Source organism: Methylobacterium sp. J-048 (assembly GCF_022829515.1).
In the GTDB taxonomy this organism is placed as follows: domain Bacteria; phylum Pseudomonadota; class Alphaproteobacteria; order Rhizobiales; family Beijerinckiaceae; genus Methylobacterium.
The window spans coordinates 23,776-41,615 of the sequence record NZ_JAKSYL010000178.1; the positions used below are offsets into that span (position 1 = coordinate 23,776).

The window sequence follows — 17,840 nt, forward strand, 5'->3', positions numbered from 1 at the left end:
GCGTTGCAAAACACGGATTATCCTATCGCGGCGGTCTGCGCAGAGTCCGGGCGGCTTCGGCCAAAGGATTCGCGGGGGACTCCCATGCAACAGCGTCGACTCGGTTCCGAACTCTCCGTCTCCGCCCTCGGCCTCGGCTGCATGGGCATGAGCTTCGCCTATGGCGGTCAGCTGGAGGCGGAGGCCATCGCCACGCTCCGCCGGGCGGTCGATCTCGGCATCACTTTCTTCGACACCGCCGAGATGTACGGTCCGTTCGAGAACGAGAGGCTGGTCGGCAAGGCCCTGGCGCCGGTGCGCGACCAGGTCGTCATCGCCACCAAATTCGGCTTCAAGATCGCCGAGACCGGCCAGGGCCGGGACCGGATCGTCGGCGTCGACAGCCGGCCCGAGCATGTCCGCGCAGTCTGCGAGGCCTCGCTGCAGCGCCTTGGAGTCGAGGTCATCGACCTGTTCTACCAGCATCGGGTCGATCCCGCGGTGCCGATCGAGGACACGGTCGGCGCGATGGCCGATCTCGTGCGCGCTGGGAAGGTGCGGACGCTGGGCCTGTCCGAGGCCGGCGCCGCCACGATCCGGCGCGCCCATGCCGTGCATCCGATCGCCGCGGTGCAGAGCGAGTACTCCCTCTGGAGCCGCGAGCCGGAGGCGGCGGTGTTGCCGACCTGCACCGAGCTCGGCATCGGCTTCGTGCCCTACAGCCCGCTCGGCCGCGGCCTGCTCACCGGGGCGATCCGCGACCGCGGCAGCCTCGCGGAGGACGATTTCCGCCGGACCCTGCCGCGCTTCGAGGCCGAGAACCTCGCGGCCAACCAGAGGCTGATCGATGCGCTGGCGGCCCTGGCGGCCGACAAAGGCGTCACCCCGGCACAGCTCGCCCTGGCCTGGGTGCTCCACCGGGGCGACGGCATCGTGCCGATCCCCGGCGCCCGCAAGATCCGGCACCTCGAAGAAAACGCCGCCGCGGCGGGGATCGTGCTGAGCCCGGACGACCTCGCCGCCATCGACGCGGCGATGCCGCCCGAGGCGATCAGTGGACGTCGCTACACCGACGCCGCGCTGGCTTTGGTTGAGGGCTGAGTGCGGGCCGGAAGAGCGATGACGCGCCGCCGCCCCGAGCCCGACAACGAGGGGCATGGCTCGAAGCGAGACTGACGACGGCACTCCCATCCTCGACCTCATCCTGAGGAGCCTGCGTCAGCGGGCCTCGAAGGAGCCCTCCAGAAGGCGCTTGGCTGGCTGGAGGGCTCCTTCGAGGCCGGGCGATCTGCGCTCGCCCGGCACCTCAGGATGAGGAGGAGATTTGGATTCTCGTTGTTCGTCGACGTCCTGTGACCGAGATCACGCGGTCGAATACATATTCAAGCCGCCGCGATGGTCTCGGCGATGGCCCGCGCCCGCGGAACGAGGCTCGCGACCTCCAGATATTCCTCGGGCGAGTGGGCCTTGCCGCCGACCGGTCCGACCGCGCACAGGGTCGGGCAGCCGACGCTCGCGGTGAAGCCGGAATCGGCGCAGCCGCCGGCAAACTCGCCTTCGATCCGGGCGCCATGCTGGGCGCTGACCCGCGCATAGGTCTCGAATAGCGCGCGCGAGGCCTCGTCCTGCACCAGCGGCAGGAACTCGCCCTTGATGGTCAGCTGCGCGCGCGTATCCGGTATCGTCGAGGCCGCCACGATCGCGGCGATCCGGCTCATGGCGGTGTCGCGGTCGGGCGGGGTGACGTAGCGCAGGTCGATCTCGCAGGTGGCGCGCGGCGCCACGGTGTTCACCGACTGGCCGCCCGAGACCAGCCCGACATTCACCGTGATGCCGCGGTCGAGATCGGTGAGGGCGTGGAGCGCGATGATCTTGTGGGCGAGTTCCCCGATGGCGCTGCGCCCGTCCGCGTAGTTGCCGCCGGAATGGGCGGCCCGGCCCTGGACCTCCAGGTGCATGAACACACCGCCCTTGCGGCCGGTGACGACGTTGCCGGTCGGGCGGCCGGGCTCGGCGTTCAGCACGGCCCGGGCGCCCCGGGCGGTCTCCTCGATGATCGGCCGGCAGGCCGGCGAGCCGATCTCCTCGTCGCTGGTGAACAGGCCGACCAGCGGCACTGGCGCGCCGCCGGCCCGGTGGAAGGCGGCCAGCACGAAGGCGTTCATCACCAGCCCCGCCTTCATGTCGGCGACGCCCGGCCCGTAGGCGCGGCCCTCCGCGATTCGGAACGGCCGATGGGCGACCTCGCCCTTCGGGAAGACGGTGTCGCGATGGCCCATCAGCACGATCGGCCGGTTGCCGCCCCCGGATCCGGCGACCTGCGCCCTCAGCGCATCGCCGTAATCCTCCACCGGGATGGTGGTCACCGAGACGCCGTGCTCGGCCAGGAAGAACGCGATGCGCGCGCCCACCGCATCGACGCCGGCCTTGTCGTAGGAGCCGGAATCGATGTTCACCAGCTCTTCGAGCAGGGCCAGCATCGCGCCCTCCTGCCCTTCGAGCCAGCGGATCGCGGCGGCGTCTCTCTCGGTCATCGAAGCCCTCGCTCGGCGGTGCGGCTATTCCACGGTGACCGATTTCGCGAGGTTCCGGGGCTGGTCGACGTCTTTCCCCATGAACACCGCGGTGTGGTAGGCCACCAGCTGGATCGGCACGGCGTACACGATCGGCGCCACGGTGGCGTCGAGGTCCGGCATGGTGACGGTGGCCATGGTGTCGAGCCCGTGCTCGGCCGCGCCCTTGGCGTCGCCGATTAGCACGATGCGCCCGCCCCGCGCGGCGACTTCCTGCATGTTCGAGACCGTCTTCTCGAACACCGCGTCGTGGGGCGCGATCACGATCACCGGCACGCTCTCGTCGATCAGCGCGATCGGCCCGTGCTTCAGCTCGCCCGCGGCGTAGCCCTCGGCATGGATGTAGCTGATTTCCTTGAGCTTCAGCGCGCCCTCAAGCGCCATCGGGTAGCTGGTGCCGCGGCCGAGATAGAGCACGTCGCGCGCCTTCGCGACGTCCCGGGCCAAGAGCTCGATCTCCGGCTCGCGGGTCAGCGCCTCGGCCATCAGGCCCGGCGCCTTGATCAGCGCGTCGACCAGCCGGCGCTCGCCTTCCGCGTCGAGGGTGCCGCGGGCGCGCCCGGCCGCGATGGCGAGGCACAGCAGCACGGTGAGCTGGCACGAGAACGCCTTGGTCGAGGCAACGCCGATCTCGGGGCCGGCGAGCGTCGGCATCACCACGGAGGATTCCCGCGCGATGGTCGAGGTCGGCACGTTGACGACGCAGAGCGTGTGCTGGCCCTGAGACTTGGCGTAGCGGAGCGAAGCCAAGGTGTCGGCGGTCTCGCCCGATTGCGAGATGACCAGCGTCAGCCCGTCCTTCTCCAGCGGTGCCTCGCGATAGCGGGCCTCGGAGGCGACATCGATCTCGACCGGCAGGCGCGCGATCTGCTCGAACCAGTAGCGCGCCACCAGCCCGGCATAGAACGCCGTGCCGCAGGCGGTGATGTAGACGCGGCTGAGCTTGGCGAAGTCGAAGGGCAGCGCCTCGGGCAGCATCACCCGGCCGTTGGCCATGTCGACGTAATGGGCGAGCGTGCGGCCCACCACCTCGGGCTGCTCGTGGATCTCCTTCGCCATGAAGTGGCGGTACTCGCCCTTGTCGATCCGGTAGGCCTGCGTGGCGATCTTCTGGCGCGGGCGCTCGACGCGGGCGCCGGACTGGTCGCGGATCTCGGCGCCGTCCCGGGTCAGGATCGCCCAGTCGCCCTCGTCGAGATAGGTGATGGCGTCGGTGAAGGGGGCGAGCGCCAGGGCGTCCGAGCCGAGATAGGTCTCGCCCTGGCCGAAGCCGACTGCCAGCGGCGCGCCGTGGCGGGCGCCGATCAGCAGGTTCTCCTCCCCGGAGAAGATGAAGCCCAGCGCGAAGGCGCCGCGCAGCCGCGGCAGGGCGGCGGCCACGGCATCGACCGGGCTCATCTGCCGGTCCATGTTGCGGCTGACCAGCTGGGCCACGACCTCGGTATCGGTCTCGGTCTCGAACACGACGCCGTCAGCTTCCAGCTCGGCCTTCAGCTCGCGAAAATTCTCGATGATGCCGTTATGGACGACGGCGAGCCGCTTGGTGGCGTGCGGATGGGCGTTGGTCTCGTTGGGCCGGCCATGGGTCGCCCAGCGGGTGTGGCCGATGCCGATCGTGCCGGTGAGCGGCTCCTGCTCGAGCCTCTCCACCAGGTTGACGAGCTTGCCCGAGGCGCGGCGCCGCTCCAGGCGGCCGTGCTCCAGGGTGGCGATGCCGGCGGAATCGTAGCCGCGGTATTCGAGCCGCCGCAGGGCCTCGATCACCTGCCCCGCCACCGCGTCGCGCCCGACGATGCCGACGATGCCGCACATGGGATTGTCTCTCGCTCTGAGGCCGGGATCGCCGCGCGGACGCGCCGCGCAACAAGGTCCGGGCCGTTCGCTCATGCCCAAGCCAAGCGGGACTTGTACCGGATCAGAGCCGCGCAGGGCCAGCCCCGGCCGATCGATGCTGATGTGCGCGGTCGCCTCGGCGGTTCTCTTATGAGGGCGCGGTCCCGCGCGTGGCGATGGCTGGGTTCCGTCCCGACCAGTGACTGGCCAGTACCGAGCCCGACAGGTTGTGCCACACGGAGAAGACCGCGCCCGGCAGGGCGGCCAGCGGCGAGAAATAGAGCTTGCCCAGCGCCGCCGCGAGACCGGAATTCTGCATGCCGACTTCCAGGGCCAGGGTTCGGCAGGTGCCCTCATCGAAGCCGAGCAGGCGCCCGCTCCAGTAGCCGAAGACCAGACCGGCTCCGTTGTGCAGCACCACCGCCAGCAGCACGAGTGGGCCGACGGCGGCGATGCTGGCCCGGCTGCCGGCGACAACAGCGCCGATGATCAACAGGATGGCGAGCATCGATACGGCGGGCAGAGCCCGCTCGATGCGCCCGACGAGGCGCGGCGCGAGCCGGTTGAGCGCCAGCCCCAGAGCCACCGGCGCGGCCACGATCTCCACGAGGCTGGCCAGGAGCCCCACCACGTCCACCGGCACGGCGGCGTCAACGTAGAGGCGCACCAGCAGCGGCGTCGCCACTAGACCCACCAGCGTCGACGCCGTGGCGATCGTCACCGACAGCGCGACGTCGCCGCCGGCGATGTAGACCATCAGGGTGGAACTCGTGCCGCTGGCGACGCTGCCGACCAGCACCATGCCGGTCGTGAGCTCGGTGCCCATGCCGAGGGCGTGGGCGATGGCCCAGGCGGCGGCGGGCATCACGAGGTAATGGACCACGACACCGGCCGCGACCGGCGCGGGCCGGGCCAGGATCCGGCCGAAATCCGCGGGCGTCAGCGTGACGCCGAGGGCGAACATGATCACGGCCAGCAGAATGGCGACGTGCGGGAGCACCGGCAGGAACACGTCCGGCGCGACATAGGCCGCGGCCGCGGCCAGGACGGCGCAGACGGGAAACAAGCGGTTGAGCAGCATCGTGCGGGCCGATGTCCGGGAAGGCGGCGGCCGTGTCCCAGCTGCGCCGATGCGCGTCAAGCGCAGCCGTGCCGGAGGCATCTCGGTTATGCGTAGGTCGCGTCCATGACCGCGACGGCTCTGCTCAGCTTCGGCATCCGCGGCGGCAGCCAGGGCGGTCTGAGTGCAATCCACGTCCATTCCATGATCGTACTCACCCAAGCTCCGATGCTGGCTTGGCATGCCCGCCTGCGTCGGGTGGATGCCCATCGCTACACAGCGTTGTCGCTGATCACGGGGGCTCTCTTGATTGTCGGGTTTTTTACCTTCCCGTTCGGTCGCATGCTCGGCCGTTGGCTATTTGCTTGATCGTTCGAGATGAGGCGGAAACGGAACGTCCGTTTTCGGAGGGAAGGTCGAGGTCTTGTTGGCACCCCGAGCCGAGATCGGCAGGAGGCCTCGGCCAGCACGCCTCAGCGCCCCCCGCGCAAAGCCTTCTCCGCCTGCAACGCCGCCCGCTTCAGCTTCGCCCAGCCAGGCTTCACAGCCTGCCGGCCGCGGGCGACCGCCATGGCGTCCGCCGGCACGTCGTCGGTGATGACCGAGCCCGAGGCCACATAGGCCCCCTCCCCCACGGTCACCGGCGCCACCAGCGCCGAGTTCGAGCCGATGAAGGCGCCGGCGCCGATCGTGGTCTTATGCTTGAGCACACCGTCGTAATTGCAGGTGATCGTGCCGGCGCCGATATTGGCCTTCGCTCCGATCTCGGCATCGCCGAGATAGGTGAGGTGCGCGGCCTTGGCCCCCGGTCCCATCCGGGCGTTCTTGAGCTCGACGAAATTGCCGAGTTCCGCGCCGGTCTCGAGGACGGCATGGCCGCGCAGGCGCACGAACGGCCCGATGCGCACGCTCCCTTCGAGAACGGTGTCGGTGAGGTGGGCGAAGGCCTGCACCGTGCAGCCGTCCGCGACCCGGACGCCCGGCCCGAACACGACGTGGGGTTCCACGACGACATCGCGTCCGAGGATCGTGTCGTGGCTGAGGAAAACGGTCTCGGGGGCGACGAGCGTGGCGCCGCCCAGCATGGCGCTGCGGCGCAGCCGGGCCTGGATCGCGGCCTCGGCGATGCTGAGCTGCACCCGGTCGTTGACCCCCTGCGCCTCTGCCTCGTCAACCGGCACGACCGTGACCGAGAACCCTTCCGCGACGGCGAGCGCCACCGCGTCCGGGAGGTAGTATTCGCCGGCGGCGTTGTCGTTGCCGATGCGGCTGAGCAGCGTCAGGGCGTGTTGCCCCGACAGGGCCATCAGCCCGGCATTGCACAGGGTGACGGCCCGCTCGGCCGGACTCGCATCCTTCTCCTCGCGGATCGCCAGGACGCGGCTGCCCTCGGTGAGCACCCGGCCGTAGCCGGTCGGCGTCGGGCTCTCGAACGCCAGGACCGCGACCGCCGCGCCCTCCGCCAGCGGCGCGCGGAGTCTCAAAAAAGTTTCGGCGCTGATCAGCGGCGTGTCGCCGAAGGCGATGACCACGTCGTCGTCCGGCGCTTCGAGCACGGCCCGGGCGGCCAGCACGGCGTGGGCGGTGCCCAGGCGCTCGGCCTGCGGGAACACCTGCGCGCCGGGCGCCTCCCGGGCGATCTCGGCGTCGACATCCTCGCGGCCGGGCTCGGCGACCACGGCGATCCGGCCGGCGCCCGCCGCCTGCACGGCCGCCAGCACGTGGCCCAGCATGGTCCGTCCGGCGATCCGGTGGAGCACCTTCGGCAGGTCCGAGCGCATCCGCGTGCCCTTCCCGGCCGCGAGCACGATGGCGGTGAGGCTGCGCGGGGGCGTGGCGGAAGGAGTCATCGCGGGTCCAGGCGTCGTGATTCGGCGCGCCCCGGATGGGCCGGACGACCGCGCGACGCAAGACCGTCCCGGCGGATCTCAGCGCAGGGCCAGCGCCCCGTGATGGCCCGAGCCGTGGGCGTAATGCTCCCGGCGCCGCTCGATCGAGCTCGGGATCCGCAGCGATTCCCGGTACTTGGCCACGGTCCGGCGGGCGATGTCGACGCCCTCGCTGCGCAGCTTCTGCACCAGCGCGTCGTCCGACAGCACGTCGTCCGGCGTCTCGCCGTCGACCAACTGCTTGATGCGATGGCGCACGGCCTCGGAGGAATGGGCCGCCATGCCGGCCGCGCCGGGGATCGCCGCGGTGAAGAAGTACTTCATCTCCAGGGTGCCGCGGCTTGTGCCGATCGCCTTGTTGGAGGTGACCCGGGAGACGGTCGATTCGTGCATGCCGATCGCCTCGGCGACGGTCTTGAGGTTCAGCGGGCGCAGATGCGTGACGCCGTGGACGAAGAACCCGTCCTGCTGGCGCACGATCTCGGTGGCGACCTTCAGGATCGTGCGGGCGCGCTGCTCCAGGGAGCGGGTGAGCCAGTTGGCGTTCTGCAGCGCCTCCGACAGGAACGCCTTGTCGCCGTCGGCCGAGGCACCGCGCACGACCCGGGCATAGTAGCTCTGGTTGACCAGCACGCGCGGCAGGGCCTCGCCGTTGAGTTCCACCAGCCACGATCCGTCCGGGGCGGCGCGCACGAACACGTCGGGGATCAGCACCTCGACGCCGCTCGATCCGAATGCCCGCCCGGGCTTCGGGTCGAGCCGGCGAATCTCGCCCAGCATCTCGACGAGGTCCTCGTCGTCGACGCCGCAGAGGCGGCGCAGGGCGCTGAACTCGCGCTTGGCCACCAGATCGAGGCGCGAGACCAGGGCCTGCATGGCCGGGTCGAACCGGTCGCGCTCGCGCAGCTGGATCGCCAGGCACTCGGCGAGGTCGCGGGCGGCGATGCCGGGCGGGTCGAAGCTCTGGACCAGGGTCAGCACCCGGGCCACGGTGGCGGGATCGGCGCCGAGGCGCTCGGCCACGCCCTCGACCGTCTCGCGCAGGTAGCCGGCCTCGTCGACCGCGTCGATCAGGAACCCGCCGATCAGCCGGTCGGTCGGATTGCGGGTCGCCAGGTCGAGCTGGCCCGCCAAGTGATCGCGCAGGGAAATCTCGGCCGTAAGCGCCGCCTCGAAATCGGGTGCGTCGGAATCGAAGCTGCCACCGCTGCTGCCGTAGGGCGGCGGCGTCAGCGAGAGCATGTCGCCCCCGGAGGCTTCCTGCACCTGGATCGGTGCGTCGTCCGGAAAGACGTTGTCGAGCCGCGTATCGAACTCGGTCTCGATCTCGCCGCGGCTCGGATTGAGTTCGGGGGGCTGCCACGAATCGGGGTCGGCCGCATCGAAGCGGTCACCGGACGCCACGTCCTCGGAAGGACCGCCCGCTTCGGCTGCTTCGCCGGCGCCCGGCGCCTCGGATTCGGCGCGTTCCAGCAGCGGATTGCGCTCCAGCTCGGCCTCGACATAGGCGGCGAGATCGAGATGCGACAGTTGCAGGAGTTTGATCGCTTGCAGGAGCTGCGGCGTCATCACCAGGGACTGGCCCTGACGCACTTCCAGCCGTTGCACCAAACTCATAAGAGGCCCCGATGCCCTTTCAGCGTGATTGACCAGCCGGGCGGCGTTGCTTGCGGCATGGTTATTGCTTGTCGCGCCTGATCACCTGTAAACCGATCTTCGGGGCGCGTCAAAGACCGTTCGTGCCCAACGGTGTTGGCAAGTGGCCGAACGGAGCCGGTCCGTGGTGCGCGGGCCACAGCGGGTCTGCCGTTCAGTTTCCGGATCAGGCTTTAACGAAGCCCTGCACGCCGGCGGACGGGGCGTTCGTCGTACACTGGGCTCGCCATGACGGGCGGGGCCGCGCTGACCGACGCCTCAGTCCGGCGCGAGGAGCCGTTCGTACTCAGCCTCGGCCGGTCCGTAGGCATCTCCGGCCAGGTCCTCGAGCTTATCGCGGTCGGTCACGATGATTCGGCCGCGCCTTGCCCGGATCATGCCCGAGCCCTCCAGCACATGCGTCGCGGTCGTGACGCCGGGGCGCCGGACGCCGAGCATCATCGCCAGGAATTCGTGCGTGAGGATCAACTCGTCCTTCTGCAGCCGGTCATGGGTCATCAGGATCCACCGAGCGAGCCGCGCCTCGATGGTGAGGTCGGTGTTGGCGTAGACCGTATGCCCGACCTGGACGATCAGGCTCTGCACGTAGCGGCCGAGCAGATTGCGTAAGGTTGCGCTGTCATCCAACGCCGCCAGCAGGCTGGCCGCCGGGAGCCGCAGGGCCACGAGATCGGATTGCACCAGTGCGGTGTGGGGCGTGCGGTCCGTCCCCAGCACGAGCGGCGCGCCGCACATCCCCTCGTAGCCGACCACCCCGATCTCGATCCGACCCTCGAGCGTGTCCGCGACCAGTGAGACGATGCCTTCCTCGATGAAATGCGCGTGCGCAATCGGCTGGAGCGGCAGAATCAGCAACTCGCGCAGCGGCACCGAGACGATCTCCAGCTCCGGCGCGAGACGGGCGAAATCATCCGGGGTCATGAAACGGAGCAGACGATTGCGGACGCGATCCTGCTTAAGTCGATCCAAGGCTCCGCTCCAAAGAGGTGCTAGAGCGCGGACAATCTCTCCGTCATCGGCGCGCAAGCTCGTCTGATCTCGATAGACCGGAGGTAAACGGCCACAGGCCGACCACAAGTGAAATTGAGCCTGTCCGCAGGCTACGTACGCTTTCAGACGATGGTATCACGGGACAACCGGTCTGTTAGAATTAACAGACGAAAACAGGCTTGGTTTCCGCGTCCAACCCTTTGCCGCCAGGCGGCCGACTTCCAAACGACTTTGACCGGGCACGGCACCGGCGCAATCCGCCAGGATCCAGGTCGACTCACCAGCCGCAATTGGGGATCGGCGGCTGCGGTTTGGCCAGGGCGGCTTTCTCGATCGGCACCATCGGGCCCCAGGCATATTTCTGCGCGTGTGGGGTGACGTTGGCGAACAGGCAGCCGAGCTGGAAATGGCTGGCGCCCATCTCGCCCGAGAACCCCATGCAATCCAGGAAGGTCCAGGTCTTCGGTGCCGGGATCATCGAGCGCCAGCGGGGCATCGCCACCGGCGCACAGACCTTGACTGCCCCGGTGCCGTCATCCGCGTTCAAGGCGCTCTCCGGCGCCTGCGCCGAGGCTATCGAGCCGGCCAGACCAAAGAGTAACGCGGCCAGGACCGGTCGGCGCGCGCGCGAAACGTTCGGCTTGGGTGTCTTCATCGGGTCAGTGCATCGTCCGCCACAGGGTCGCGAGGATCGCGAAGCCGATCACATTGTACAGGATCGCCCAGATCCAGACGCCCATCACGGCCCGGCTCGGCACACGGGGCCGCTGGCGACCGAGGCGCAGACGATGCCGGTCCTCGGGCGTCGGCCAGATCGCGTTCCGGGGTGCCTTCAGCAGGCGGGTCAGGGCCTCGGGGAGGTTGAGGCCGGGCGGCTTTTCGCCGTTCATGACGGCCTCGGGTGCGGCGACGGGACGGCGAAGCGCAGCCCCAGGGTACCTTGTAAGGACGGTCGCCCCGCGGCGGCAATGTGCCGGCGGCTTTGTGTCTAGAGCACCGTCCCGGGCGCCTCGGGATAATATTGGTAGGCCCAGGTCTCCGAGAGCAGGCGGTCCCCATTCTTGAGCTGCAGCCGCATCTCGACCGGCTCGGGGCCGTCCGCGAAAACCTTCAGGAACACCCGCCAGGGGCTCGGCTTGCCGTAGGGTGCCCAGGTCGCGCCGACCTCCTCGGCGCTGCCGCGCGAGAGCGTCAGCGCCACCTGGGCCTTCTCGGGATCAAGACCCGCCAGGGCCGCGCCCTCGAATTCCAGCACGAACTGGCGCACGAGGTTCGCCCGGCCCGGACGCCTCTCCGCACCGGACAGCCAGGACGCCTTGGTCGCCCGGGTGGCGACGCAGCGGGCGAGATCGGTGGCGACCGGCTCGGCTACCGGCCAGTGCAGGCGGTAGGCGAAGCTGCGCTCGGCCCCCGCTGTCGGCGGATCGGCCGGCACCCACATCGCCCCGATATTGTCGTCGGTCTCCTGGTGGGTTGGGATCTCGACCAGCTGCACGCTGCCCGCCCCCCAGTCGCCCTGCGGCTCGACCCAGATGTGGGGGCGGTTCTCCTCGAAGCCGTCGTCGATGTAGTTGGCGAAGGCCCGGTCGCGCTGGAGCAGGCCGAACCCTTTCGGCGATTTGTCCGCGAAGGCGCTGACACTGAGGCGCGGCGGGTTGTTGAGCGGGCGCCAGATCAGCTCGCCGGCCCCAGTCTGCATCAGAAGGCCGTCGGAATCGTGCACCTCCGGTCGCCAGTCGCTGGCGAGGAACCGGCTCATGCCTTCCGCGTACCAGAGCATCGAGGTCAGCGGTGCGACGCCGAACCGCTCGACCGCCTTGCGGATGTAGAGTGTGCAGGCGACGTCGATCACCACATGCGGTGCCTTCCGGGCGGTGAACCGGTAGGCGCCGGTGAGGCTCTGGCCTTCGAGCAGGGCCAGGATGGTGACCGCCCCGTCCGAGGCCGGCGACACGTAGAAGCGGGTGAAGACCGGGAATTCCTCGGACTTGCCCGGTCCCGGCGCCGTGTCGATGGCGATGCCCCGGGCCGAGGCGCCGTACTGGGCTCCATCTCCGGCGGCCCGGAAATAGGAGGCGCCGAGGAAGGCCAGCCAGTCGCCGTCGGCGCCGGGCCGGTCGGCCGGGACCTTCTGGAAGCGGACCCCGGCGAAGCCGGCGCCGTCGGGCAGGTCCTTGCCGGGATTGCCGGGCGGGTAGGCGAAGAGATCGCGGGAATACAGCACCTCGCGGGCCTGGCCGCCTTCGAGCGAAAAAATCTTCACCGGATGCCGGAAGAAGTTGCCCAGGTGGAAGAAGGTGACCGGGTACGGGCTCTCCGGGAACAGCGCGTGCGCCGGCGGGTAGCGGATCTCCTGAAGCGGCCCGTAGGTCAGGGCGTCCAGGGTCGGCGAGGCCGGCGCCTCGGGGGGCGGCGCGTAGGGCCGGTCGCGCAGCGTGCGGGCCAGCGTCTTCAGCCGGTCGAAATCCATCGGCTCCGGCGGCGCCAGGCGCGGCCCGCCGGATGCGGCACGGGCGGGGCGCGCGAGGGGCGAGAGGGCCAGTAGGCCCAAAGCTGTCAGGGCGCGTCGCGTGATCAAGCTCGAACCTCCGGGAATCGCCGGTCCGACGATCGGCTCCGCCAACTAGTCACGCTGGCATGACCGCGCAATTGACCGCCGCGTCGGCCGAGGTTCAGCTTCTTGGGCCGCAGGCATTGGTGGGGCCGTCGGTCTCCCAGAGGGCGGCCCCGCCCCCGGGGGCGCACTGGCCGGGCAGCGCCAGCGTGATCAGCTTGGACAGGGTTCGATCCTCGTCCTCGCCGTAGCCGATTTCCCCGACCATCCGGCCGGTCTTGTCGAACAGCCCCACGGTGGCGGAATGCTCCATCGTGTAGTCGCCGCCCGGAACCGGCACGCGCTTGTAGGCGACGTGGTAGGCGTCGGCCATGCGGGCCACCTGCTCGGGCGTCCCGACGAAGCTGCGGATGCGCGGATCGAAGGCGGTCAGGTAGTCCCGCAGGCTCTCGGGGGTGTCGCGCTCCGGGTCGAGGGTGACGAAGACCACGTTGATGCGGTCGGCGTCGCGACCCATGCGGCCCAGCGCGCCGGACAGCGTCGTGAGCGTGGTCGGGCAGACCTCCGGGCAATGGGTGAAGCCGAAGAACAGGGCTGACGGCTTGCCGAGCAGGTCGGCCTGGCTCACCGGGCGCCCATCGAGATCCGTCATGGCGAAGCTGCCGCCGACCCGGCGCGGATGGCTGAAGTGCGAGCCCTGCTGCAGGATGATCGCCCCCGTGCCGGTGGCGACCAGGGAGAAGATCGCGGCGGACGCGATGAGGGCGAGCGGGCTCGGTGCCATGCGGGGACCTGCGGCGGGAGCGTCGATGAGATCCATATGGGGTCGGGATCGCCCCGCACGATCCCGCTGCGGCGAGCCGGCCCCGCGGCAAGCGGGGAACCCGCTTCTACGGGCCCGGTTGCCGGTACACCAGCGGCCGCACCATCCCACGCCGGAGCGGTCGAGGCCGGGGCGGGAAAACCCTCGTGGCTGCAACGACCTGAGCGGGTTCTTCGACACATGTCCGCTCAGGCAATCCCCCTGGGAGCCGCCCCGCATGGTCCAGCAGATTCCCGTCGACCCGAAGGCCCGCGCCGACGATCCGGCGCGCGATGCCGAGCGGGACGATTCCACCCATGAGATCACCGGCGACGTCGCCTATCGGCGGCTCGTGCTGGTCAACGCCGTGTTCGTCGGCGCGCCCGGGGCCGGCGACCGCGGCTGGGTTCTAGTCGATGCCGGCGTGATGGGCGCCAAAAGCGCGATCAAGGCCGCGGCCGAGAAACGGTTCGGCGCCGGCGCGCGGCCCGCCGCGATCGTGCTGACCCACGGCCATTTCGACCATGTCGGCGTGCTGGAGGATCTGGCCGAGGAATGGGACGTTCCGGTCTACGCGCACGCACTGGAGCGTCCGTATCTTGACGGCAGCGCCTCCTACCCGGCCCCCGATCCCAGCGTCGGCGGCGGCCTGCTGGGCCGCCTGTCGCCGCTATTCCCGACGAAACCGGTCGACGTGTCTCGTCGCCTGCAGGATCTGCCGGGGGACGGCGCCGTCCCGCCGATGGCCGGCTGGCGCTGGATCCACACGCCCGGTCACGCGCCGGGCCACGTCTCGCTCTGGCGCGAGTCAGACCGCACCCTGATTGTCGGCGACGCCTTCGTCACCACCGCGCAGGAATCGGCCTACGCGGTCGCCGTTCAGGAACCGGAGCTCCATGGGCCGCCGATGTATCTGACGATCGACTGGGGCGCGGCGCGCCATTCGGTCCGGGCGCTTGCCGCCCTGGAACCGGAGCGCGTCATCACAGGTCACGGCCGTCCGCTCCAAGGCCAGGAAATGCGCCGCGCACTCCACGCCTTGGCCGAGGATTTCGAACGGGTCGCGGTTCCCGACCACGGGCGTTACGTGGAGGCGCCCCTGCGGGCCGCCGACGGCTCGGCCTACGCGCCGCCCAAGTGAGCGCCGCGCTTCGACGAAGCCGAAGCTCAAGACCTGAATATCGGAAGATAATTGCCCGCGCCGTCATGGTTCGCTGGGCGAAAAAGATATGGTCGGAGTGGCCGGACTTGAACCGACGACCCCCTGTCCCCCAGACAGGTGCGCTACCGGGCTGCGCTACACTCCGACGCCACGTGGGCCCGGCGCTCTTAGCCGTCGCGCCCCGCCCACGCAAGCCCTCCACGGACGATCGGCGACGCTGGCCCTCCCCGGCCCGGGCGGGTACGGGGAGCGTCCCCGCCCTGCTCGGCACGCTGAAACGCCCGCGCCACGCCAACGAGGACCATGACGGACCGACCGATCGCCTTCGATCTCACGCGCCTCGTCACACGGCTGCGCCATGCGAGCCCGTCGGGGATCGACCGGGTTGATCTCGCCTATGCGCGTCACTTTCTGGGTCGGCCGGGGCCGGGCGTCGGCGTGGTCTCAACGGCCTACGGGCCGCGGGTGCTCGACCGCGCGCACGCGCTGGCCATCGTCGAATCCGTGGCGGCGGGCTGGGTCGAGGATCGGGACGCGCTCTCGGATCCGGTCTATCGCGGGCTGGCGGCTCGGCTCGGCGCCCCGGTGACATCCGCCCCGTCCGGGCAGGCCCCCCGGGTGGGGGGCACGCAGCGCCGCCGGATCCAGGCGCGGACAGCGGCCGACATCGTCTCACGGGGCCGCTCGCTCGCGGCCCTGCCCCGGGACGCGCTCTACCTGCACACTTCGCACCTGCGCCTCGACAATCCCGGCCGGTTCGACTGGCTCTACGACCGGCGTGACGTGCGCGCGGCGTTCTTCGTCCACGATCTCATCCCGATCACGCATCCCGAATACGGGCGCGCCGGTGAGGCCGACCGCCATCGGGTCCGCATGCGCACGATCGGGCGCCACGCCGCCGCGATCCTGGTCAACTCCGCCGATACCGGCGCGCGCACCCGCGATCACCTGGCTGCCGAGGGCTTCGGCCGGCCGCCGGTGGCGGTGGGTCATCTCGGGGTCGAGCCGGCCTTCGGGCGGGCCGGGCCGCGCTTCCGGCCGGACCGTCCGACCTTCCTGGTCTGCGGCACGATCGAGTCGCGCAAGAATCACCTGCTGCTGTTCCAGCTGTGGCGCGTCCTGGCCGAGCGGCACGGAGCCGCGACGCCCCGCCTGGTCGTGGTCGGGCGCCGGGGCTGGGAGGCCGAGAGCGCCATCGACATGCTCGATCGCTGCCCCGGCGTGCGCGCCCACGCGATCGAAGTCACCGGCCTCTCGACCCACGGGCTGGCGGCGCTGACCCGCAGTTGCACCGCCCTGCTGATGCCTTCGTTCACGGAAGGCTACGGCATCCCGATCGTCGAGGCCGCGGCCTCCGGCCTGCCGGTGGTGGCCTCGGACATCCCGGTTCACCGGGAGATCGCCGGCGGCTTCGCGCTGTTCCACGATCCGCTGGACGGCCCGGGCTGGTTGGACGCGATCGCGGCGCTCGCCCGGCCGGATGCTCCGCTCCGGGCCGCGTTGGTCGGGCGTCTCGACAGCTACCAGCCGCCGGGCTGGGACGCCCATTTCGCGGCGGTCGGGCCGACGCTCGCAGCGATCTGACCGGACCCGCCCGAGCGCCGCGAGTTGCGCCGCTCGGGCCTGACGAATAAGGGAAAGCGTCAGCCCTTAGGGCCGGGCCCCGAGTGGGGCGGAACGGAGATCCTGTCGATGCAGGTGGTCGATCTCGATCGCGAGACGGTCAAGCGCGGGTTGAGCGATGGCACGATGCTGATCATCGACGTGCGCGAAGACCACGAATACGAAGCCGGACACATTCCCGGCGCCGTCTCGCATCCGCTGTCCACGTTCGATCCGCAGGCCGTGGCCGCGCTCATCGCGGCGGATGGGCGGCGGCCGGTCCTGTCCTGCGGGTCGGGGGTCCGCTCGGTCCACGCCCTGGTGGCCGCCCAGAAGGCCGGCCTCGACATCGCCGAGCACTACAAGGGCGGCTTCAAGGATTGGTACGCGGCGGGCGAAGCAATCGAGTAGCCGTTTAAAACAATCCGGCCTCCAGGGGCCGTCATGTGCGCTCTCGCACAATGGGTTACAGGTCGCGCGGGTTACGGCGCGTCTGCCCAGGACTCATCGTCAAGCTCGGTTCGACCGCCGGGTCGGCCAACGGACAGCAGGACCCGATGCGCAGCCGGCTTTCCAGCCTCTTCCCCGTGCTCTCCGGTCTCGCTGCCGGCTTCCTGATCGCGGGCCCCCTTGCACCGATCGCCCACGCCCAGGCGCCCGGCGGCCCCCCGCCGAAGGTCACCGTGGCCAAGCCGGTGGTCCGCGAGATCGTCGAGCAGGACCAGTATACCGGCCGATTCGATGCGATCGATTACGTCGAGGTCCGGGCCCGGGTCACCGGGTATCTGGAAAAGATCAATTTCACCGACGGCCAGACGGTGAAGAAGGGCGACCTGCTGTTCGTGATCGACCGGCGCCCCTACAAGGCGGCGCTGGAGCAGGCCCAGGCCGCCCTGGCCTCGGCCAAGGCGCGCCAGTCCTTCTCGCAGACCGATCTCGAACGCGCCCAGACCCTGTCCCGGAGCGGCAACATCTCCGAGCAGGTCACCGACCAGCGCCGGCAGGCCTCGCTGACCGCCCAGGCGGATGTCGACAGCGCCCAGGCGGCGCTGAACAACGCCCAGCTCAACTACGACTTCAGCGAGGTCAAGGCGCCGGTCAACGGCCGGATCAGCCGGCGGCTGGTCACCGAGGGCAACATCGTCAGCGCCGACCAGACGATGCTGACCACGATCGTGTCGCTCGACCCGATCTGGTTCAGCTTCACCGTCGATGAGAAGTCGTTCCTCAAGTATCAGAGCAGCCTCGGCATCGGCATGGGCCAGACCCAGCAGGGCAAGGGCGTGCCGATCACGATCGCCCTGTCCGGCGAGGCGAAGCCGACCCGCAAGGGCACCCTCGACTTCGTCGACAACCGCGTCGACGGCGCCACCGGCACGATCCTGCTGCGCGCCACCGTCCCCAACGCCGACCTGTTCATCAAGCCCGGCCTGTTCGGCATCGTCTCGATGCCTGCCACCAAGCCGTTCCAGGGCGTGATGATCCCCGACGAGGCGGTCGCCGCCAACCAGGACAAGCGCATCGTCTACGTGCTCGGACCGGAGAACGTGATCCAGCAGAAGGACGTGGTGCTCGGCCCGAAGGTCGACGGCTACCGGGTGATCCGCAGCGGGCTGAAGGGCGACGAGAGCCTGGTGGTCAACGGCATCGCCCGCGTCCGCCCGGGGGCCAAGGTCAATCCGGAGACGGTCGAGCTGCCCCCGAGCAAGACGTGAGCCGGACCGGCTCGACACGATCGCA

At 70.0% G+C, this 17,840-nt stretch carries 16 protein-coding genes and 1 tRNA gene; 6 read left to right on the top strand and 11 right to left on the bottom strand.

The features are described from left to right. Positions 1-84: 84 nt before the first annotated feature. Positions 85-1,080, top strand: coding sequence for an aldo/keto reductase (locus tag MKL09_RS17620; RefSeq protein WP_244022194.1), 996 nt, complete (start codon positions 85-87; stop codon positions 1,078-1,080). Positions 1,081-1,361: 281 nt separating this feature from the next. Here MKL09_RS17620 and MKL09_RS17625 read toward each other — a convergent pair whose 3' ends face one another. From MKL09_RS17625 to MKL09_RS17635, 3 genes are all read right to left on the bottom strand, one after another. After that, on the bottom strand, positions 1,362-2,513 hold the full coding sequence (locus MKL09_RS17625) for a M20 family metallopeptidase (RefSeq protein WP_244022195.1): 1,152 nt from the start codon (positions 2,511-2,513) through the stop codon (positions 1,362-1,364). Positions 2,514-2,537: 24 nt separating this feature from the next. Then, positions 2,538-4,364 carry a glutamine--fructose-6-phosphate transaminase (isomerizing) gene (glmS, locus tag MKL09_RS17630; RefSeq protein WP_244022197.1) on the bottom strand — a complete coding sequence of 609 codons (1,827 nt, stop codon included), beginning with the start codon at positions 4,362-4,364 and terminating at the stop codon, positions 2,538-2,540. Positions 4,365-4,533: 169 nt separating this feature from the next. Next, entirely contained in the window at positions 4,534-5,466 is a 933-nt protein-coding gene (locus MKL09_RS17635; protein ID WP_244022199.1) for a bile acid:sodium symporter family protein, read from the bottom strand. A 105-nt stretch (positions 5,467-5,571) separates the two neighbouring features. On the opposite strand from MKL09_RS17635, the gene MKL09_RS17640 reads away from it, so the two are divergent. Further along, positions 5,572-5,814 carry a hypothetical protein gene (locus MKL09_RS17640; protein WP_244022201.1) on the top strand — a complete coding sequence of 81 codons (243 nt, stop codon included), beginning with the start codon at positions 5,572-5,574 and terminating at the stop codon, positions 5,812-5,814. A gap of 104 nt (positions 5,815-5,918) precedes the next feature. On the opposite strand, the gene glmU is transcribed toward MKL09_RS17640, so the two are convergent. The 7 genes from glmU to MKL09_RS17675 form a co-directional block, all read right to left on the bottom strand. Further along, on the bottom strand, positions 5,919-7,295 hold the full coding sequence (gene glmU / locus MKL09_RS17645) for a bifunctional UDP-N-acetylglucosamine diphosphorylase/glucosamine-1-phosphate N-acetyltransferase GlmU (protein ID WP_244022204.1): 1,377 nt from the start codon (positions 7,293-7,295) through the stop codon (positions 5,919-5,921). A 78-nt stretch (positions 7,296-7,373) separates the two neighbouring features. Continuing rightward, complete coding sequence (gene rpoN, locus MKL09_RS17650) at positions 7,374-8,951, bottom strand: RNA polymerase factor sigma-54 (protein WP_244022205.1); 1,578 nt, start codon at positions 8,949-8,951, stop codon at positions 7,374-7,376. A gap of 297 nt (positions 8,952-9,248) precedes the next feature. After that, positions 9,249-9,911: a Crp/Fnr family transcriptional regulator gene (locus MKL09_RS17655; RefSeq protein WP_409566944.1), complete on the bottom strand. Its 663-nt coding sequence runs from the start codon at positions 9,909-9,911 to the stop codon at positions 9,249-9,251. Positions 9,912-10,257: 346 nt separating this feature from the next. Beyond that, positions 10,258-10,635: a hypothetical protein gene (locus MKL09_RS17660; RefSeq protein ID WP_244022207.1), complete on the bottom strand. Its 378-nt coding sequence runs from the start codon at positions 10,633-10,635 to the stop codon at positions 10,258-10,260. Between the two features lie 4 nt (positions 10,636-10,639). Continuing rightward, positions 10,640-10,870, bottom strand: coding sequence for a hypothetical protein (locus MKL09_RS17665; RefSeq protein WP_244022209.1), 231 nt, complete (start codon positions 10,868-10,870; stop codon positions 10,640-10,642). A gap of 98 nt (positions 10,871-10,968) precedes the next feature. Further along, positions 10,969-12,558, bottom strand: a complete 1,590-nt coding sequence (locus tag MKL09_RS17670; protein WP_244022211.1) for a glucan biosynthesis protein — start codon at positions 12,556-12,558, stop codon at positions 10,969-10,971. A gap of 94 nt (positions 12,559-12,652) precedes the next feature. Further along, a complete protein-coding gene (locus tag MKL09_RS17675; protein ID WP_244022213.1) occupies positions 12,653-13,318 on the bottom strand; it encodes an SCO family protein in 666 nt (221 codons plus the stop codon). A gap of 256 nt (positions 13,319-13,574) precedes the next feature. On the opposite strand from MKL09_RS17675, the gene MKL09_RS17680 reads away from it, so the two are divergent. Next, positions 13,575-14,477: an MBL fold metallo-hydrolase gene (locus tag MKL09_RS17680; protein ID WP_244022215.1), complete on the top strand. Its 903-nt coding sequence runs from the start codon at positions 13,575-13,577 to the stop codon at positions 14,475-14,477. An 89-nt stretch (positions 14,478-14,566) separates the two neighbouring features. Here MKL09_RS17680 and MKL09_RS17685 read toward each other — a convergent pair. Further along, positions 14,567-14,643, bottom strand: a tRNA-Pro gene (locus tag MKL09_RS17685). A gap of 158 nt (positions 14,644-14,801) precedes the next feature. Between MKL09_RS17685 and MKL09_RS17690 the strand changes: the two genes are divergently transcribed. The 3 genes from MKL09_RS17690 to MKL09_RS17700 all read left to right on the top strand — a co-directional run bounded on the left by MKL09_RS17690 (position 14,802) and on the right by MKL09_RS17700 (position 17,815). Further along, on the top strand, positions 14,802-16,082 hold the full coding sequence (locus MKL09_RS17690; RefSeq protein WP_244022217.1) for a glycosyltransferase family 4 protein: 1,281 nt from the start codon (positions 14,802-14,804) through the stop codon (positions 16,080-16,082). 108 nt (positions 16,083-16,190) lie between these two features. Then, positions 16,191-16,511, top strand: coding sequence for a rhodanese-like domain-containing protein (locus MKL09_RS17695; protein WP_244022219.1), 321 nt, complete (start codon positions 16,191-16,193; stop codon positions 16,509-16,511). A gap of 146 nt (positions 16,512-16,657) precedes the next feature. Continuing rightward, positions 16,658-17,815 carry an efflux RND transporter periplasmic adaptor subunit gene (locus MKL09_RS17700; protein WP_244022220.1) on the top strand — a complete coding sequence of 386 codons (1,158 nt, stop codon included), beginning with the start codon at positions 16,658-16,660 and terminating at the stop codon, positions 17,813-17,815. Positions 17,816-17,840 lie beyond the last annotated feature (25 nt).